Origin of the sequence: Pseudomonas sp. NPDC088414, assembly GCF_044753325.1 — a bacterium.
Taxonomy (GTDB): Bacteria; Pseudomonadota; Gammaproteobacteria; order Pseudomonadales; family Pseudomonadaceae; genus Aquipseudomonas.
The window spans coordinates 25,966-42,226 of record NZ_JBIVMY010000021.1 but is presented as its reverse complement, the minus strand read 5'-3'; the positions used below and the strand labels follow the sequence as shown (position 1 = coordinate 42,226).

Below are 16,261 nucleotides of genomic sequence, written 5' to 3'. Positions count from 1 at the left end.
GATCCCCAGGAGAACAATAAAAATGATCTTCACCCCGGAACACGAAGCACTGCGCCGCACCGTCCGCCAATTCGTCGAGCACGAAATCAACCCGCACGTCGATGAATGGGAAAAGGCCGGGCGCTTTCCGATCCACGAGATTTTCCGCAAGGCCGGCGACCTTGGTCTGCTGGGGATTTCCAAACCGGAAAAATTCGGCGGCATGGGCCTCGACTACAGCTATTCGGTTGTCGCCGCCGAGGAGTTCGGCACCATTCATTGCGGCGGCATTCCGATGTCGATCGGCGTGCAGACCGACATGTGCACCCCGGCGCTGGCGCGCTTCGGCTCCGATGAATTGCGCGACGAGTTCCTCCGTCCCGCGATTAGCGGCGAGCAGGTCGGTTGCATTGGCGTCTCGGAAGTCGGTGCCGGCTCCGACGTCGCCGGGCTCAAAACCACCGCGCGCAAGGACGGCGACGACTACGTGATCAACGGCAGCAAGATGTGGATCACCAATTCACCGAGTGCCGACTTCATCTGCCTGCTGGCCAACACCTCGGACGACAAGCCGCACATCAACAAGTCGCTGATCATGGTGCCGATGAACACCCCGGGGATCAGCCTCAGCTCGCACCTGGACAAGCTCGGCATGCGCAGCTCGGAAACCGCCCAGGTGTTTTTCGACAACGTGCGTGTGCCGCAGCGCAACCGCATCGGCCACGAAGGCGCCGGGTTCATGATGCAGATGCTGCAGTTCCAGGAAGAACGCCTGTTCGGCGCGGCGAACATGATCAAGGGCCTGGAATATTGCGTCGACAGCACCATCGAGTACTGCAAGGAGCGCAAGACTTTCGGCAATGCGCTGATCGACAATCAGGTGATCCACTTCCGTCTCGCCGAATTGCAGACCGAAATCGAATGCCTGCGAGCGCTGGTCTATCAGGCCACCGAGCAATATGTGAAAGGTCAGGACGTCACGCGCCTGGCGTCGATGGCCAAACTCAAGGCCGGCCGTCTCGGCCGTGAAGTCAGCGACAGTTGCCTGCAATATTGGGGCGGCATGGGCTTCATGTGGGACAACCCGGTGGCCCGCGCCTATCGCGACGTGCGGCTGGTATCGATTGGCGGCGGCGCCGACGAAATCATGCTGGGGATCATCTGCAAACTGATGGGCATCCTGCCGGGGAAAAAGAAATGAGCCCCCTGCCCGATTGCCAGACGCTGTTGCTGGAACAGCACGGCGGCGTGCTGCACATCACCCTCAATCGCCCGGACAGCCGCAATGCGATGAGCCTGCAGATGGTCAGCGAACTGCGTGCGGTGCTGGCGGCAGTGCGTGATGACCGCGGTGTTCGCGCTCTGGTCTTCAGCGGTGCCGGCGGGCATTTCTGCGCCGGTGGCGACATCAAGGACATGGCCAATGCCCGCGCCCAGGGCGCCGATGCCTATCGCGAGTTGAACCGCGCTTTCGGCGCGCTGCTGCAAGAAGCGCAGCACGCACCGCAAGTGCTGATCACCGTGCTGCAGGGCGCAGTGCTGGGCGGCGGATTCGGTTTGGCGTGTGTCAGCGATATCGCCATGGCCGATCATCAGGCGCAGTTCGGTCTGCCGGAAACCAGCCTTGGCTTGCTGCCGGCACAGATCGCCCCGTTTGTGGTGCAACGCATCGGCCTGACCGAAACCCGCCGACTGGCACTGACTGCTGCACGCTTCGACGGCCATCAGGCGCGGCGGCTGGGGCTGGTGCATTTTGTCGAGCAGGATCCGCAGGCATTGGCCGAGCGCCTCGATGAAGTGCTTGATCATGTGCTGTGCTGCGCACCGGAAGCGAACGCGGCGACCAAAAAATTGCTGCTCGCCAGTGCCGGGCAGCCCTCTGATGAACTGCTGGATGAAGCGGCGCGGTGGTTCAGCGAAGCGGTGACCGGGGCCGAAGGGATCGAGGGCACCATGGCCTTCGTGCAAAAGCGTAAACCGAAGTGGGCGTCTTAACAGCTTCGCGATCGGGCTCGCTCCCACAGACGGAAAGCGTTCCAAATGTGGGAGCGAGCTTGCTCGCGAAGAGGCCAGCACCGACACCGCAAATTCCGAGGGAACAGCCATGCCCGCCATCCACAAAATCCTGATCGCCAACCGCGGTGAAATCGCCTGCCGCATCCAGCGCACCGCCCAGGCCCTCGGCTATCGCACCGTCGCCGTATTCAGCGATGCCGACGCCGATGCCCTGCACGTGCAGATGGCCGATCAAGCGGTGAACATCGGCCCGGCTCCGATGCAGCAGTCTTACCTGAACATCCCGGCAATCCTCGACGCCGCCCGGCGTAGCGGTGCCGACGCGATCCACCCCGGCTACGGCTTCCTCTCGGAGAATGCCGGCTTCGCCCGCGCCTGCGCAGAGGCCGGCCTGACCTTTATCGGCCCGAGTGCTGAGGCGATCGAACTGATGGGCAGCAAGCGCCTGTCGAAAATCGCCATGCTCGACGCTGGTGTTCCCTGCATCGCCGGCTATCAAGGTGCCGCGCAGGACGACGCAACGTTGTTGCGCGAAGCCGAGCGCATCGGCTACCCGTTGATGATCAAGGCCAGTGCCGGCGGCGGCGGGCGTGGCATGCGTCTGGTGCACAGAAGCGAAGATTTACCAGCGCAATTGCGCACCGCCCGCTCCGAAGCGCTGAACGGTTTCGGCAGTGACGAGCTGATCCTCGAGCAGGCGCTGATCGAACCACGGCACGTCGAGGTGCAACTGTTCGGCGACCGTCACGGCAACCTGATCTATCTCGGCGAGCGCGACTGCTCGGTGCAGCGCCGCCATCAGAAAGTCATCGAGGAGGCACCCTGCCCGGTGATGACCCGCGAGTTGCGCGAGGCCATGGGCGAAGCGGCATTGAAGGCTGGCCGAGCGGTGAATTACGTCGGTGCCGGCACCGTCGAGTTTCTGCTCGATGCCCGAGGGCAATTCTACTTTCTGGAAATGAACACGCGTCTGCAGGTCGAACATCCGGTGACCGAACTGATCACCGGGCAGGATCTGGTCGCCTGGCAACTGGCCGTCGCCGAAGGCCAGCCGCTGCCGCTGACTCAGGATCAGCTCGCGCTGAACGGCCACGCCATGGAAGTGCGCTTGTATGCCGAAGATCCGACGCAGAATTTCCTGCCGCAGACCGGTCGTGTACAGGCCTGGGAACCGGCAGTCAGTCCGGGCGCGCGGATCGATCACGGCTTGGGCGAAGGTCAGTGGGTCAGCCCGTTCTACGATCCGATGCTCGGCAAACTGATCGCCCACGGCGCCACCCGCGAAGAGGCGCGCCGCAAGCTGTTGCGCGCGGTGCAGGACAGCGTGCTGCTCGGCGTCCAGAGCAACCAGCGTTTGCTGGTCAGCCTGCTGCAGCATCCGCAGTTCATCAGCGGCGAATTCAGCACCGCGTTCATCGCACAGCATTTCACTGACCATCCCTGCCTGCAGACTTACGCACCCGGCGCCGAAGAACTGGCGATTGCCGCCGTGCTGTTTTATCAGGCCGGCGCACAGGCGCATCGTGCGCCGCTCAAAGGCTGGCGCAACAATGTCGGCGTACCCCTCGATTACCGCCTCGGGCTTGAACAGCAGGACTGGAGCGTGCAACTGCACACGGGCGGCGATAACCGCTTCACCGTGAACGTGATGCAACGCGCACTGGTACTGACCGTCATCAATTGCGACGGGCGCGCGGTGACGCTGGAAGTCGACGGCCTGCGCCAACGTCACGCCTACCGGATCGATGGCGAAGAACTCTGGCTGTTCACCCACCCCGGCAACCTGCGCCTGGAGGATCGAACTCATGCGCTGATCAGCAGTCAGAGCAGCGTCAGCTCAGGGACACTGAAGGCGCCGATGGACGGTGCCATCGTCGACGTGCTGGTCAGCGAAGGCAGTCCGGTCAGCAAGGGTCAGTTGCTGGTGGTGCTGGAGGCAATGAAAATGGAGCATCCGCTCAAGGCCGGCATCGACGGCGTGCTCAAGCGGATGCAGGTCAAGGTCGGCGATCAGGTAAAAAATCGTCAGGTTCTGTTGCAGGTCGAGTGAGTCGCCAGGCGCAAACGCAAGGTTTGACTACGCTCTGATCTATCAGGACGCGTAAATCAGGAAACCTGCGATGCCCCATTGGCTGGTCATTGATCTGGAAGCCACCACAGATGAAGGTGGCTGGCCGGTTACGGAAATGGAAATCATCGAAATCGGCGCGACGCTGGTCGATCGTGCCGGTCGCGAGCAGGATCACTTTCAACGGTTCGTCAAACCGACCCGGCGGCCGTTGCTGACGCCGTTTTGCCGTGAACTCACGCACATCACCCAGGCCAACATCGATGCCGCACAGCCATTGAGCGAAGTCTGGCCGGCGTTTGAACGCTGGCTTGGGCAACATCAGAAACGCCTCGAAGGCTGGGCCAGTTGGGGCGATTACGACCGCAAGCAGTTGCTCCAGGAATGGCAGCGCCTGCAACTCGACAGTCTGCTCAGCCGGGTACCGCACATGAACCTCAAACAGCGCTTTGCCAAAGCCCGCCGCCTGGAGCGGCCACTGGGCCTGAACGGTGCGTTGCAACTGGCCGGCATGCAGTTCAGCGGTCAACAGCACCGGGCCCTGGAAGATGCGCGCAATACCGCGCGGTTGCTGCCGTTGGTCTTGCCACTCTGAAGTCAGGGCGAGAACCCGCCGGACACGCTCCGGGCAGGTGACGGCGCCCGGAGCGTTGTGCATACTGGCCAGCCTTTTTTAACCCTTTTTTTGCCCTTTTCGAGAGGAATCGCCCATGTTCAAAGTCAACGAGTACTTCGACGGCACCGTCAAGTCGATCGCTTTTGGCACCGCTGAAGGTCCGGCGACCATCGGCGTCATGGCCCCGGGCGAATACGAATTCGGCACCGCTCAGCGCGAGATCATGCACGTGGTTTCCGGCGCGCTGACCGTCAAATTGCCGGACAGCAGCGACTGGGAAACTTTCGCCGCCGGCAGCCAGTTCAACGTTCCGGCCAACAGCAAGTTCCAGCTGAAAGTCGCCGTTGATACCGCTTACCTGTGCGAATACCGCGGCTAAGCCCACGGTTTTTCCCGGTGCAAAAAAATGCCCGTGTCCATGGACACGGGCATTTTTCATTTCCGGCTTCGGTTACTCGAGGATTTCCACCGGCATACCGACTTCCAGACGACCATTGCTGTCGTTGACCAGGTTCTGGCCGAACATCGCACCATCGGCCTGGGCGCGGTATTTCTGCAAGGTCGCCAGTGGCTCGCGATCAGCACTGCGCTCGCCGGTTTGTGGATCGATGGTGGTCAGGATGCAGCGCGAGCACGGTTTGACCACCCGAAACTCGACATCGCCGATGCGAATACGCTTCCAGCCATCTTCGGCAAACGCCGTACTGCCCTCGATCACCAGATTCGGCCGAAAGCGCAACATCTCCAGCGGTCGTCCGACCTTTTGCACCAGATCCTCAAGTGACGCCTCGCCGATCAGCAGCAACGGGAAACCGTCGGCGAATGCCACCTGATCATCCTCGCGGCCGTAACCGGCCTGCGTCATACGCGCGCGATCTAGGGGAACCTGCACCAGACGGGTCGGCTTGCCGATGAAATCGCTGACCCAGCGGGCCGCTGCATCACCGGCATCCGGCACGCGCAAGGTGTCACGCCAGATGGTCACGCCGCGCAGCTCGGCATCGTCCTCCGGCAACGGAATATCCAGCGCGGCGTGGTCGGGCGCACTGAGGGTCAGACCGCCCTGCGCATTCCACAGCGCCGACAGCTGACTCATTTTCGCCTCGGCCCTTTGCGTCAGGAAGCGGCCGCTGGCCTCGTCCACGAGCATCCAGCGTCGGTCACCTTCAAGGCCGAGTTTGTCCAGGCCAATCGATTGCAGAATCTCGGGCTTGCCGGATTTCAACGGGTAACGATAGAGCGCGCTCAGACGCAACATGTCCAGCTTCCTGATGGGCAAAAATGCCACCCTATACGAGCTTTATCGGCGAATCAAAGCCTGAGTTCGAGCACTGCACGACAAGGTAGGAGCTACGGCACGCTGCGATCTTTTGACTTTGGCTTTAAAGATCAAAAGATCGCAGCCTCGTTTCACTCGACAGCTCCTACAGGGGCGGCGTGGCTTTGCGGTCAGGCTGGCACTTCATCGAGCATCAGACGCTGACGCACCACATCGACCAGTTTGTCCGGCTGGAACTTGGAGAGGAAGTTGTCGCAACCGACCTTCTTCACCATCGAGTCGTTGAAGCTGCCGGACAGCGAGGTGTGCAACACCACGTACAGACCGCGCAGGCGCGGGTCGTTGCGAATTTCGGTGGTCAGGCGATAACCGTCCATTTCCGGCATCTCCGCGTCGGTAAACACCATCAGCAGCTTGTCGGTCATGTTCACGCCGGTATCGGCCCAACCCTTGAGCATGTTCAGCGCCTTCAGACCATCGCTGGCGATGTGCATTTTCACCCCGAGCTGGCCGAGGGTGTCACGCAGTTGCGAGAGCGCGACGTTGGAGTCGTCCACCAACAACACTTCACGGCCACGGGCACGCTCCAGTACCGGATCGTCGAGCTTGTCGCGCGAAACCTTGGCGTTGTACGGGACGATTTCGGCAAGGACTTTCTCGACGTCGATGATTTCCACCAGTTGATCGTCGACCTTGCTGATCGCGGTCAGGTAATGCTGGCGTCCGGCGCTGGTCGGCGGCGGCAGGATGGCTTCCCAGTTCATGTTGACGATGCGGTCCACGCCACCGACGAGGAAAGCCTGTACCGAACGGTTGTACTCGGTGACGATGATGGTGCTGTTCGGGCCCGGCACCAGCGGGCGCATGCCGATCGCCTGGGACAGGTCGATCACCGGCAGCGTCTGCCCACGCAGGTTGACCACGCCGCAGACAAACGGGTGACGCTGCGGCATCAGGGTCAGCTTCGGCAACTGCAGAACTTCCTGAACCTTGAACACGTTGATCGCGAACAACTGGCGTCCGGCCAGGCGAAACATGAGAATTTCCAGGCGATTCTCACCCACCAGTTGCGTGCGTTGGTCTACCGTGTCGAGAATGCCGGCCATCAATGACTCCTGGGCTTGTTCTGATGAATTCACTATTGAGGGGTTATCGGCTGTTTATGGCGATTCTTGATCCCCAAAAAATTCACCATCAAAATGCCACATACGGGCATTGATGTCACATTAACATCATGGTTTACTGGCTCGGTGTTTTCATCTGCTACATTCTCTTCTGGCGCGACCACGGTTTGCGCCACAGGTTCCCGCGCGTAAGGGAATCCCCTAGTAACAATCAGGCCCAACCTGATGTTCGCAATATCCAATAGCCATTAATGTGACGCCATTCTCATTGCATGAACGGAGTCAGGCTATTGTGTGCGATCGCAGGTCAGTGGAACCCCACCCTCTGGAAAACCTCAGCCAGTGCACTTGCACGGCGGGGCGCGATCTCCCGACGGTGCATGATCGTCGACACACACGGCATTCCCTCATCAGACATGACGCTGTGGAGATAAGCATGCCAATCGACCGTAAAGACTGGGCACAACGCTTTCCCGAATTTCTCGTCGAAGCTGAAACGCTCCTGGCCAAGTCCGAAGAATGCCTGAGCCACCTGCAACTGATCAGCAATGACAAGGACGCCATCGACTGCATGCGCAGTACTCTGCTCAAACTTGCGAGCCGGGCTGAAGCACTGGCACTGGAGGCGATCTCCGAATTCTCCCTGCATATTCACAGCCTGCTCGATCACGCGCCGGATCCTGTCGATCTGCATGCACAGGCCCTGGATGCGCTCAAAGACTGCTTCACCCTGATGGCCTGGCAGATCGAACTGGTCGATCACAATACCGGCCAGTTGAGCCTGGACACCAGCGAACAGACCTCCCTGATCGAAGCCTTCGCATTCCAGGTCGGTCAGAGCGAATTTCGGCCGCCACTGGCGACTCGAACGCTACCACTCATGTCTTATTCGGAACGTCAGGCCTGATTCAGGGCTGGCCCTGAACACGTCAAGGTCATTGATCCGAAGCGCAGAATGTCGCAAATGAATAGTTCATACCTGCCAGCGACAATTCGAATTAAATAATCACACCTGACACCAGCGGAAATTTTCCCGCGGCCTCAGGGTTTACCTGTGTCCGAGTAATGATCAACTTCGAGTAACATCGATATCTGCCGAACACAATAAAGCGCCTTTTTTCCATTATGGAACCCACGTCCAACATGGCGTCTTTCCTGACTCATTGGACATATATGGCAAACGCGACCAACGGTATCTTAAGTGGTATTATGCCGGCCATTAGTTGCTCTCAATTAATGGCACAGTGATTCACTGACAGTCACCCACCGAAGTTGGCGGTCAAACATCGTTCACTGAACCTGGTTAAAACCAACAACATAATTGACAGCATTTTCAGACAGAGATCGGCCCGCCACCGGCCGGTCTACCCGCAGCGAACATCCATTGGCTCCATCCGTTATGTACGCCAGCCTCAAGTCAATCACCACATGGCCACCGTCCCGGGAAAATGCACGCCGGTTCACACTCGTATTGTGTGTCACCGCCACCGTCGGCTGCCTGCTGACCTATGGTTTTTCGGCACCACTTTCACTGGGGTTGTTGCTGCTGAATATCGCCGCCACCGCTTGCGTCTGGGTGCAATATCGACTGTCGCGCAAATCGATCAAGTTCCAGCCTCAGGAACTCGCCGACCGTTTGCTGGAAGTCCAGGAAAACGAACGCCACCGTCTCAGCCGGGAACTGCACGACGACATCGGGCAGTTACTGACAGCGGCCAAGCTGCAAAGCGAATGGCTGAAAAAACGCCTGCCACCCGACTTGCAAGCGCAATGCTCGACACTCTGCGACACCCTTGAAGAAACCCTCAACAAGGTGCGCGACGTTTCCGCCATTCTCAATCCGCGCCAACTGACCAGTCTCGGGCTGGAAGCCAGTCTGCGAGCGCACCTGCTCAAGACTCTGGCGAACACGTCGGTGCACTGGAGCCTCGATTGCCAGCAGCGGCTCAACGGTATTCCGGAAGAAATGGCGGTCGCCGCCTTTCGCATTGCTCAGGAAGCGGTCACCAACATTCTGCGCCACGCACAGGCCAGCAACCTGCTGATCCGCGTGCAACGCCTGCCAAAAGGTCTGACGCTGCTGATCAGCGACGATGGCCAAGGCTTTGCGCCTGCCGCGGATCCGGGTCGCGAAGGACAACGCGGGATGGCCGGGATGGCCGAAAGGATCGAACAGTTGGGCGGCACGTTGAACGTGATCAGCGAGCCGGGCAAAGGCACTCAAATCGAAGCACTGTTCCCCTGGGCGCCCCGTGCACTCGAACGGGCCAGTACGAATAAGGTTATGCGTTGACTTGTAACTTACTTCTGGTGGATGACCACTCGCTGATCAGGGCCGGCGTGCGCGCTCTGGTGCTCGACATTCCCGGTTACGCGGTCGTTGGCGAAGCCAGCGATGGCTCGCAGTTGCTCGAAATGGTCGAGCAGCTGGCGCCCGACATCGTGCTGCTGGATATCTCGATGAAGGAAACCGGTGGCCTGGAAGCCCTGCAACGGCTCAAGCGGGTGCGCCCGCAAAGCAAGGTGCTGATTCTGTCGATGCACACCGATCCGGCGTTGATCATGCAGGCGCTGGAGTCCGGCGCACATGGTTATCTGCTCAAGGACACCACGGCCACCGAGCTGGAACATGCCCTCGAAGCCCTGCGCAACAACGAGCGCTACCTGAGCCCGGCGATCGCCCACACCGTGATCAATCAGGCGCTGACCCGCACGCAGAAAAACCAGCCGGAAGTGGCCGACTCTCACAACCTGACGGCCCGTCAGCTGGAAATCCTGCGGTTGATCGTACGCGGCAAATCCACCCGCGAGATCGCCAACGGCCTGGGCCTGAGCATCAAGACCGTCGAAACCCACCGCTCGCAGATCATGAAGCGCCTGCAGATCTACGATGTGGCGGGCCTGGTGCTGTTCGCGGTGCGCGAGCAGATTATCAGCCTGGACGATTGATCGAGCGGTTACCGCCCAACAGCGGCGAATGCTCGGGCAAGTGCACCCGCAAGGCTCCCGGACGCGCCTCGAAGCGCAGGCTGTCGCCCTCCAGCGGCTCGCCGTCAAGATTGATGCTCAGGCCTTCGGCAACCTTGATTTCGACCCAGGGCAGGCGGGCCCGGACAAACATATTGTCGAGGCCGAAACCGTCGCTTAGCAGGGTCTTCAGTGTCCCCACCAACTCCTGCGGAGCCGGCAGAATGCTGATATCCAGCAGGCCATCATCGGCCAGTGCCTGCGGACACAACTCATGTCCGCCACCCGCCTGGCGGCCGTTGCCGATCCCCAGCGCCAGCAGCTCGCCACTCCAGTGAAAGTCCGGCCCCTGCAGTTCGCCGTAGGCCGCGTGCAACTCACTGAAGCGCGACAGACCGGTGAACAGATAGGCGGCCCCGCCCAGCACTTTTTTCAGATCCTCCGACGTATTGGCCGTGACCTGGCTACCGAAACCGCCGGTCGCCATGTTGAGGAAAATCTGTCCGCCGACAGCGCCCAGATCAATGTCACGCGGCGGTACATCCAGAAGCTCAAGCGCCTCGGCCGGCTCCAGCGGGATCCCCGCCGCACGGGAAAAGTCGTTGGCCGTGCCCAGCGGCAACAGCACCAGACTGGCCTTGTGCGCATGCGCCGCAAGGGCTTCAGCAATATCGCGCAAGGTGCCATCACCGCCCCCGGCGATGATCTGCCGATAGCCACCCGCCAGTGCCTCTTCCACCAGGCGCTGAGCGTCACCGGCCTCCCAGGTCAGACGTACCGCCAACTCCCAGCCTTGTTTGCGTTTAGCTTCGACGGCGGCGCGAACCGCCTCGTTGAGTGCCTGCTTGCCATGCAGAATCAACAGCGCCCTGCGTTCACTCATAACGGTTACTCCCCACGATTGAATCGGTATGAAACATCTTGACCACTGGCGCACGCAAAAAAGCCGCAATAATTCCATTTAATTCAGGCGACTGGTCTCTCGCGTCCTACACGGCGGTATTTTTTCTTACAACATGTGAGGAATCGGCTCAATTGACCGGGCCCGCTCATTGATTCACCGTGTGCAGGCGGTATCAATTTTCGATTTCACAACACAAGGATGTGCAGGTAATGAGTGGATACACCCTCGGAGCTAGTAACAGCTGGAAGGACGGGAAGGCCGACGCGCTTACATTTACAACCGCCAATGGACATTCCGATGCTCAGCCATGAAGCCAGAGTTCACACCCGTTCGGTCCCCCCGCTCAATGAAAGTCGCGCCAGTCACAAATCCGATTTCAAGAAAAGCGCCAAAACCGCTGGAGAAGTTGATATGGAACCGCGTGTGACCGAACTGGAAACCCACCTCAAATACATTCGTCGCGATATGGACGAAGTGCGTGGTGATGTAAAGACCATCAAGCACCGTCTCGCCTATTCGGCAGGTGCAACGGCAGTGGTGTTGGGATTGCTGGGGTGGGTTGCCAATAGCCGGTTCGACCAGCTGGTCACGCTGATGAGCCATTGACAGAGAAATGCAGGCATCGACGCAGTATCGGTCGAGCCTGCAGTTACCAGCCGCGCGTCAGCCGAGCAGGTCACTCAGTGGAATGAATCCAACCTCATCACCCTTTACCAGCGTACGGCCCTCCAGCACTTCCACCAGGCCATCCGCCCAGGCCGCGCTGCGCAGCACGCCGGAGCTTTGATTGCGGTAGATAATTGCCCGCCCCTGCTCAAGACGACCGCGCAGATATTCGCGACGATTGCCGGCAACAGGCCAGACAAAATCTGCCGGAACCGTAAACTTCAGAGGTTCGACATCCTGTACACCCTGACGCCGCAACAAGTAAGGCCGCGTGAGCAGAGCAAAGGTCACCAGTGTCGAAGCGGGGTTACCCGGCAAACCGATGACGGGCACCTTGCGAAAATGACCGAATGTCAGCGGCTTGCCCGGTTTGATGGCCAGTTTCCACAGCGCCAGCTCGCCCTCTTCCCGCAACGCGATGCCAAGAAAATCCGCCTCGCCAACCGACACGCCTCCGGTCGAGAGAATCAGGTCGACACCCTGCAAGTCGCCAAGGCGCGCGCGCGTGGTCGCCAGATCGTCCGGAAGAATACCGGCATCAACCACTTCACAACCCAGGCGCTGCAACCAACTGCACAACACCACCCGATTACTGTTGTAGATCTGCCCCGGCCCCAGCGGCTGGCCCGGCTCGACCAGTTCATCGCCGGTGGACAGCACCGCCACTCGGACCTTGCGTACCACATTCAGCCCGGCACATCCCAGCGACGCCGCCAGACCTTGCTCGATCGGTCCCAGCCGGGTACCTGCAGCCAGAATCAACTCACCCACGGTGGTTTCCTGGCCCTGCGGACGAATGTTCTGGCCGACGCTCATGGTTTCAATGAAACGCACACTGCCGTCGGCTTGAACCTCGGCGTTCTCCTGCATTTCCACGCAATCGGCTCCGGCGGGCACTGGCGCGCCGGTGAAGATCCGCGCGCAAGTGCCGGGCTTCAAGGGTACAGGCGCCTGCCCGGCAAAGACTTTCTGGCTGACCGGCAGCGGTTCGCCGGTCCAGTCGGCCAGATTCAGGGCATAACCATCCATGGCGCTGTTTGGCCAGGGCGGCAGATCCAGGGTCGAAACCAGGTCTTCGGCGAGCACCCGCCCTTGCACCTCGGCCAATGGCAGAAACTCGCGCTCGACAATCGGCGTGGCCTCGGCCATTTGCAACAGACGGGCCAGCGCTTCCTCGACAGGCATCAGGCTGCCGGTCTTGCCCGGCTTACCCACGGGATTCACAAGGCGCCGCCTGTTTCAAGTGAGGAACGAAGTTGCACGGGCGATGCCGCGAATCCAGCTGTTCAGCCAGAATCCCGTCCCAACCGGTGCGTACCGCATTGGTCGAACCTGGCAGGCAGCACACCAGCGTGCCATTGGCCAGACCGGCCAGTGCCCGCGACTGCACAGTCGAGGTGCCGATATCGGCCACCGAAATCTGCCTGAACAGCTCACCAAAACCGTCGACCTGTTTGTCGAGCAGGCAAGCGACTGCCTCCGGCGTGCTGTCACGTCCGGTAAAGCCGGTGCCACCGGTAATCAGCACAACCTGCACCACGTCCTCGGCAATCCAGTGGGCAACTTGCGCGCGAATCTTGTAGAGATCATCTTTGAGCAAGACCCGCTCGGCCAGACGGTGACCGGCAGCAGTCAGGCGGTCGACGAAGACCTGGCCTGAGGTGTCGGTTTCCAGGGTTCGGGTATCGCTGACAGTCAGCACCGCAATGTTCAGCGGCGCAAAAGGTACATCGGCCTTGGCTTTCATCAGGCTCGTCCAGTTGTAGGAGAAACAGCTCGGTGTTATATCACAGCGCCTGAATTTTTCGCCGCCCTGCCGGAGAACTGCCATGACCAAAAGTACACCGCTCCCTTGTTCCATTCTGCTCCTGGCGGGCGGACGCGGCCAGCGCATGGGCGGCCAGGACAAGGGGCTGATCGAATGGCAGGGCGAGCCGCTGATTGCGCACTTGCACAGCAAGGTGCGGCCGCTGACCGCCGACCTGATCATCTCCTGCAATCGCAATCGCGAGCGTTATGCCGCGTACGCCGATCAACTGGTGAGCGATGAACAGAGCGATTTCCCCGGTCCGCTGGCGGGGATCCTTGCCGGCCTCAGGGCCGCCCGTCTGTCACACTTGCTGGTCTTGCCCTGCGACGTTCCGCGAATTGACGCAGCGCTATTGCGGGACATGCGTGAAACCGCCAGCCAGTTTCCTGAAAAACCTTTAATGTTGCGTCACGACGACCACTGGGAACCCCTGCTTTGCGTGATCCCTGTCGCGCTTCTGCCCATGTTCGAAAACGCCTGGAGCGCGGGTGAACGGAGCCCCGGAAGGGTCATGCGCAACCTCGGTGCGACTGCCCTGCAATGCCCGGACAATGACCCGCGACTGGCCAACCTGAACACCCCCGAACTGTTAAATACACATAACACTGTGTCAGACTGACAGCATTCAAGGAACTCTCACGCCTTGTACACGTCTCAAGCTCAGTAACCAAAAGTATTCCCATTCGGAGACACACTCATGACTCAACGGACCCTCGCCACTTTCATGCTCGCACTGGGCCTGGCTACCCTCGCTGGTTGCTCGTCGCCAACAGTGATCACCTTGAATGACGGTCGCGAAATCCAGGCCGTCGACACCCCGAAATACGATGACGATTCGGGCTTCTACGAGTTCAAGCAACTGGACGGCAAAGAGACCCGCATCAACAAGGATCAGGTTCGTACCGTTAAAGAGCTGTAATCTTTACGTCGACACCGGATACAGAAAAGCCCGCATTGATGCGGGCTTTTTCATGGGCGCTGCAAAGTGAGTGGCGTCACCATTGCAAGGTGATCTGGCTCTCGAATTCGCGCTCCTCGCCGGTCACCGGGTCGATAAAGCGCAACCCCTGCGCCAGCAGCTTGAGCGGATTGGCGTAATCATCCTCAACGTCTTTCAACACATCCGGGTAGAACGGATCGTTGCAGATACTCGCCCCCAGCGCGGTCATGTGTACGCGTAGCTGATGCTTCTTGCCAGTCACCGGATACAGGCCGTAGCGCCACAGATCACCGTTCTTTTCCCGGACTTCCACAGCCGTTTCAGTATTGGCGACGCCTGGCCCTTCCTGCATGCGGAAGAACGGTTCGCCATCGATCAGACGGCTTTTGTGTACAAGGGGAAATTCCAGCTCCGGCAGCGCAGGGGCGATCGCCTCATAACGTTTATCGATCTGCCGCGTAGGGAACAGCGACTGATAAGCGGAGCGGGTTTGTGGGTTAGCCGAAAAGATCACCAAGCCTGCCGTGTGCCGGTCAATGCGGTGCAGTGGCACCAGATGCGGATTATCGAGGCGGCGGATCAGACGACGCAGCAATGTTTGCTCAACGTATTCACCGGCCGGCGTCACCGGCAGGAAATGCGGCTTGTCCGCCACCACCAGATGCTCGTCCGCATACAAGATCGACTCGACCACCGGGATCGGCTTTTCATCCGGCACTTCACGGAAGTAATGAATACGCAGCCCTTCCTTGTACGGCAGATCCAGCGCAATCGGCTGTCCCTGCCCATCCAGCACCCGGCCCCGGGCGATCCGGTCCAGCCATTGCTCGCGACTGATCGCACTGAAATGCTCACACAGGCAATCCAGTACGGTAAGCCAGGCCCCCGGCGGCAGGTAAAGGGTGCTGGCCTGATTCTGCGCAGCGGAAAACGTTGGTGTGGACATACGGAAATCGAACCCTCAATGCAGGACGGCATTATCCAACACTGAGCGATACGAACCTAGCGCCGATTCCACCGCCCGCTTCAGGCCGGGATCGACTTGAGCGCGGCGGCTTCGGTGAATTCCTTGAGCCAGCGCAGCACATCGACCGCCTCCCAGCGTCCCGGGTCATACAAGGCGTACAACAAGCCCTGATAACCGACCACATCCAGTTGCTTGTGATAACCGGCACGCTGGAACAGCGCCTCGATCTCGGCAAAACAGGTGTTGAAATGCAGTTTGTTGAAAGGCGTCTTGCCCTCCGTGACCAGCCCGTCCAGGCGCAATTCGAGGACCGCCTCGCGCACCACGTCAACCGACATCCGGTTCACGCTGTTCTTCAACTGTTCGACATTGACCACGGTTCGTCCCTCTGACTGCCGGATTCACCTGCTCAAGCCATCAAAAGCAGCAGGCTCACCCAATTACTGTATGAACATACAGTAACCGAATAATCCGCAAAGTGCCAAGGGAAGGATGCGCGCTCGCGACCGGCGGAAAGCCACGCCGCGTCACCGAAAAAACAGGCTCAGCGCAGGAAGGCCACAACCTGATCGGCACTGAAAGGCCAGCTCAGCTCCGCGCCGGTGTCAACTCGTCGCAGCACCGGAATTCGCAGGCTGTAAGCCTCGAACCAGGATTCATCGTCGGCAATATCCACCAGTTCGACCAGCAGACCGTGCTCGACAAAAGGCATCAACTCGGCCTCTGCCACCTCACACAAATGGCATCCCAAGGTGCCGAACAACTGACATTCAGGAGGCATGATCGCTCAACCGGAAAAGTGAGCGTTCATTCTAGGCCTGCCTCGAAAACCCGTCGAGCGACAGCTGCCCAAAGACCCAGGCATGGCCGGAAACTCGCAAAACCCTGACGCAAATCAGCCCGCAAAAAGCCAATCAGGCGATCC

Annotated in this window: 19 protein-coding genes; 11 read left to right on the top strand and 8 right to left on the bottom strand. The window is 59.9% G+C overall.

Annotation, left to right across the window (positions count from 1 at the left end; all coding sequences use genetic code 11):
- Positions 1-22 precede the first annotated feature (22 nt).
- The 5 genes from atuD (at position 23) to ACIP8I_RS18060 (ending at position 5,058) form a co-directional block, all read left to right on the top strand.
- The gene (gene atuD / locus ACIP8I_RS18080; RefSeq protein WP_400762798.1) at positions 23-1,180 is read left to right on the top strand and encodes a citronellyl-CoA dehydrogenase; all 1,158 of its coding nucleotides are present in this window, start codon (positions 23-25) and stop codon (positions 1,178-1,180) included.
- Complete coding sequence (locus ACIP8I_RS18075; protein WP_400762796.1) at positions 1,177-1,974, top strand: enoyl-CoA hydratase/isomerase family protein; 798 nt, start codon at positions 1,177-1,179, stop codon at positions 1,972-1,974. Before atuD ends, ACIP8I_RS18075 begins: the two co-directional genes overlap by 4 nt.
- Positions 1,975-2,083: 109 nt before the next feature.
- Positions 2,084-4,045: an acetyl/propionyl/methylcrotonyl-CoA carboxylase subunit alpha gene (locus ACIP8I_RS18070; protein WP_400762794.1), complete on the top strand. Its 1,962-nt coding sequence runs from the start codon at positions 2,084-2,086 to the stop codon at positions 4,043-4,045.
- A gap of 70 nt (positions 4,046-4,115) precedes the next feature.
- Positions 4,116-4,658: an exonuclease domain-containing protein gene (locus ACIP8I_RS18065; RefSeq protein WP_400762792.1), complete on the top strand. Its 543-nt coding sequence runs from the start codon at positions 4,116-4,118 to the stop codon at positions 4,656-4,658.
- A gap of 115 nt (positions 4,659-4,773) precedes the next feature.
- Complete coding sequence (locus ACIP8I_RS18060; RefSeq protein ID WP_003226701.1) at positions 4,774-5,058, top strand: pyrimidine/purine nucleoside phosphorylase; 285 nt, start codon at positions 4,774-4,776, stop codon at positions 5,056-5,058.
- A gap of 72 nt (positions 5,059-5,130) precedes the next feature.
- On the opposite strand, the gene ACIP8I_RS18055 is transcribed toward ACIP8I_RS18060, so the two are convergent.
- Positions 5,131-5,937: an MOSC domain-containing protein gene (locus tag ACIP8I_RS18055; RefSeq protein ID WP_400762790.1), complete on the bottom strand. Its 807-nt coding sequence runs from the start codon at positions 5,935-5,937 to the stop codon at positions 5,131-5,133.
- A 191-nt stretch (positions 5,938-6,128) separates the two neighbouring features.
- Positions 6,129-7,064, bottom strand: a complete 936-nt coding sequence (locus ACIP8I_RS18050; RefSeq protein WP_095137331.1) for a chemotaxis protein CheV — start codon at positions 7,062-7,064, stop codon at positions 6,129-6,131.
- Positions 7,065-7,518: 454 nt separating this feature from the next.
- Here ACIP8I_RS18050 and ACIP8I_RS18045 point away from each other — a divergent pair, with 454 nt between their 5' ends.
- The 3 genes from ACIP8I_RS18045 (at position 7,519) to ACIP8I_RS18035 (ending at position 10,031) form a co-directional block, all read left to right on the top strand.
- Entirely contained in the window at positions 7,519-7,989 is a 471-nt protein-coding gene (locus ACIP8I_RS18045; protein ID WP_367085255.1) for a hypothetical protein, read from the top strand.
- A gap of 492 nt (positions 7,990-8,481) precedes the next feature.
- The gene (locus ACIP8I_RS18040) at positions 8,482-9,375 is read left to right on the top strand and encodes a sensor histidine kinase (RefSeq protein WP_367086174.1); all 894 of its coding nucleotides are present in this window, start codon (positions 8,482-8,484) and stop codon (positions 9,373-9,375) included.
- Positions 9,372-10,031, top strand: coding sequence for a response regulator transcription factor (locus ACIP8I_RS18035; protein WP_007969079.1), 660 nt, complete (start codon positions 9,372-9,374; stop codon positions 10,029-10,031). The genes ACIP8I_RS18040 and ACIP8I_RS18035 overlap by 4 nt, the downstream gene beginning before the upstream one ends.
- On the opposite strand, the gene yegS is transcribed toward ACIP8I_RS18035, so the two are convergent.
- Entirely contained in the window at positions 10,015-10,932 is a 918-nt protein-coding gene (gene yegS / locus ACIP8I_RS18030; RefSeq protein ID WP_400762787.1) for a lipid kinase YegS, read from the bottom strand. The two genes, ACIP8I_RS18035 and yegS, sit on opposite strands and share 17 nt — an antisense overlap.
- A gap of 318 nt (positions 10,933-11,250) precedes the next feature.
- Between yegS and ACIP8I_RS18025 the strand changes: the two genes are divergently transcribed.
- A complete protein-coding gene (locus ACIP8I_RS18025) occupies positions 11,251-11,559 on the top strand; it encodes a hypothetical protein (RefSeq protein ID WP_400762785.1) in 309 nt (102 codons plus the stop codon).
- Positions 11,560-11,616: 57 nt separating this feature from the next.
- Here the strand turns inward: ACIP8I_RS18025 and glp are convergent, their stop codons facing one another.
- Positions 11,617-12,843 carry a gephyrin-like molybdotransferase Glp gene (gene glp / locus ACIP8I_RS18020; RefSeq protein ID WP_400762783.1) on the bottom strand — a complete coding sequence of 409 codons (1,227 nt, stop codon included), beginning with the start codon at positions 12,841-12,843 and terminating at the stop codon, positions 11,617-11,619.
- On the bottom strand, positions 12,827-13,366 hold the full coding sequence (moaB, locus tag ACIP8I_RS18015) for a molybdenum cofactor biosynthesis protein B (protein WP_003226719.1): 540 nt from the start codon (positions 13,364-13,366) through the stop codon (positions 12,827-12,829). The genes glp and moaB overlap by 17 nt, the downstream gene beginning before the upstream one ends.
- An 82-nt stretch (positions 13,367-13,448) precedes the next feature.
- Here moaB and mobA point away from each other — a divergent pair, with 82 nt between their 5' ends.
- Together mobA and ACIP8I_RS18005 are read left to right on the top strand one after the other, a co-directional pair.
- Positions 13,449-14,048 (top strand): molybdenum cofactor guanylyltransferase MobA, encoded by a 600-nt coding sequence (mobA, locus tag ACIP8I_RS18010; RefSeq protein ID WP_400762781.1) that lies wholly within the window; start codon positions 13,449-13,451, stop codon positions 14,046-14,048.
- A 78-nt stretch (positions 14,049-14,126) separates the two neighbouring features.
- Complete coding sequence (locus tag ACIP8I_RS18005; RefSeq protein WP_007908660.1) at positions 14,127-14,348, top strand: YgdI/YgdR family lipoprotein; 222 nt, start codon at positions 14,127-14,129, stop codon at positions 14,346-14,348.
- 76 nt (positions 14,349-14,424) lie between these two features.
- Here the strand turns inward: ACIP8I_RS18005 and ACIP8I_RS18000 are convergent, their stop codons facing one another.
- The 3 genes from ACIP8I_RS18000 to ACIP8I_RS17990 form a co-directional block, all read right to left on the bottom strand.
- Positions 14,425-15,315: a pseudouridine synthase gene (locus tag ACIP8I_RS18000; protein WP_400762780.1), complete on the bottom strand. Its 891-nt coding sequence runs from the start codon at positions 15,313-15,315 to the stop codon at positions 14,425-14,427.
- An 80-nt stretch (positions 15,316-15,395) separates the two neighbouring features.
- Positions 15,396-15,713: a transcriptional regulator gene (locus ACIP8I_RS17995; protein ID WP_003226726.1), complete on the bottom strand. Its 318-nt coding sequence runs from the start codon at positions 15,711-15,713 to the stop codon at positions 15,396-15,398.
- A 167-nt stretch (positions 15,714-15,880) separates the two neighbouring features.
- Entirely contained in the window at positions 15,881-16,117 is a 237-nt protein-coding gene (locus tag ACIP8I_RS17990) for a glutaredoxin family protein (protein ID WP_007969085.1), read from the bottom strand.
- Between the last annotated feature and the right edge of the window lie 144 nt (positions 16,118-16,261).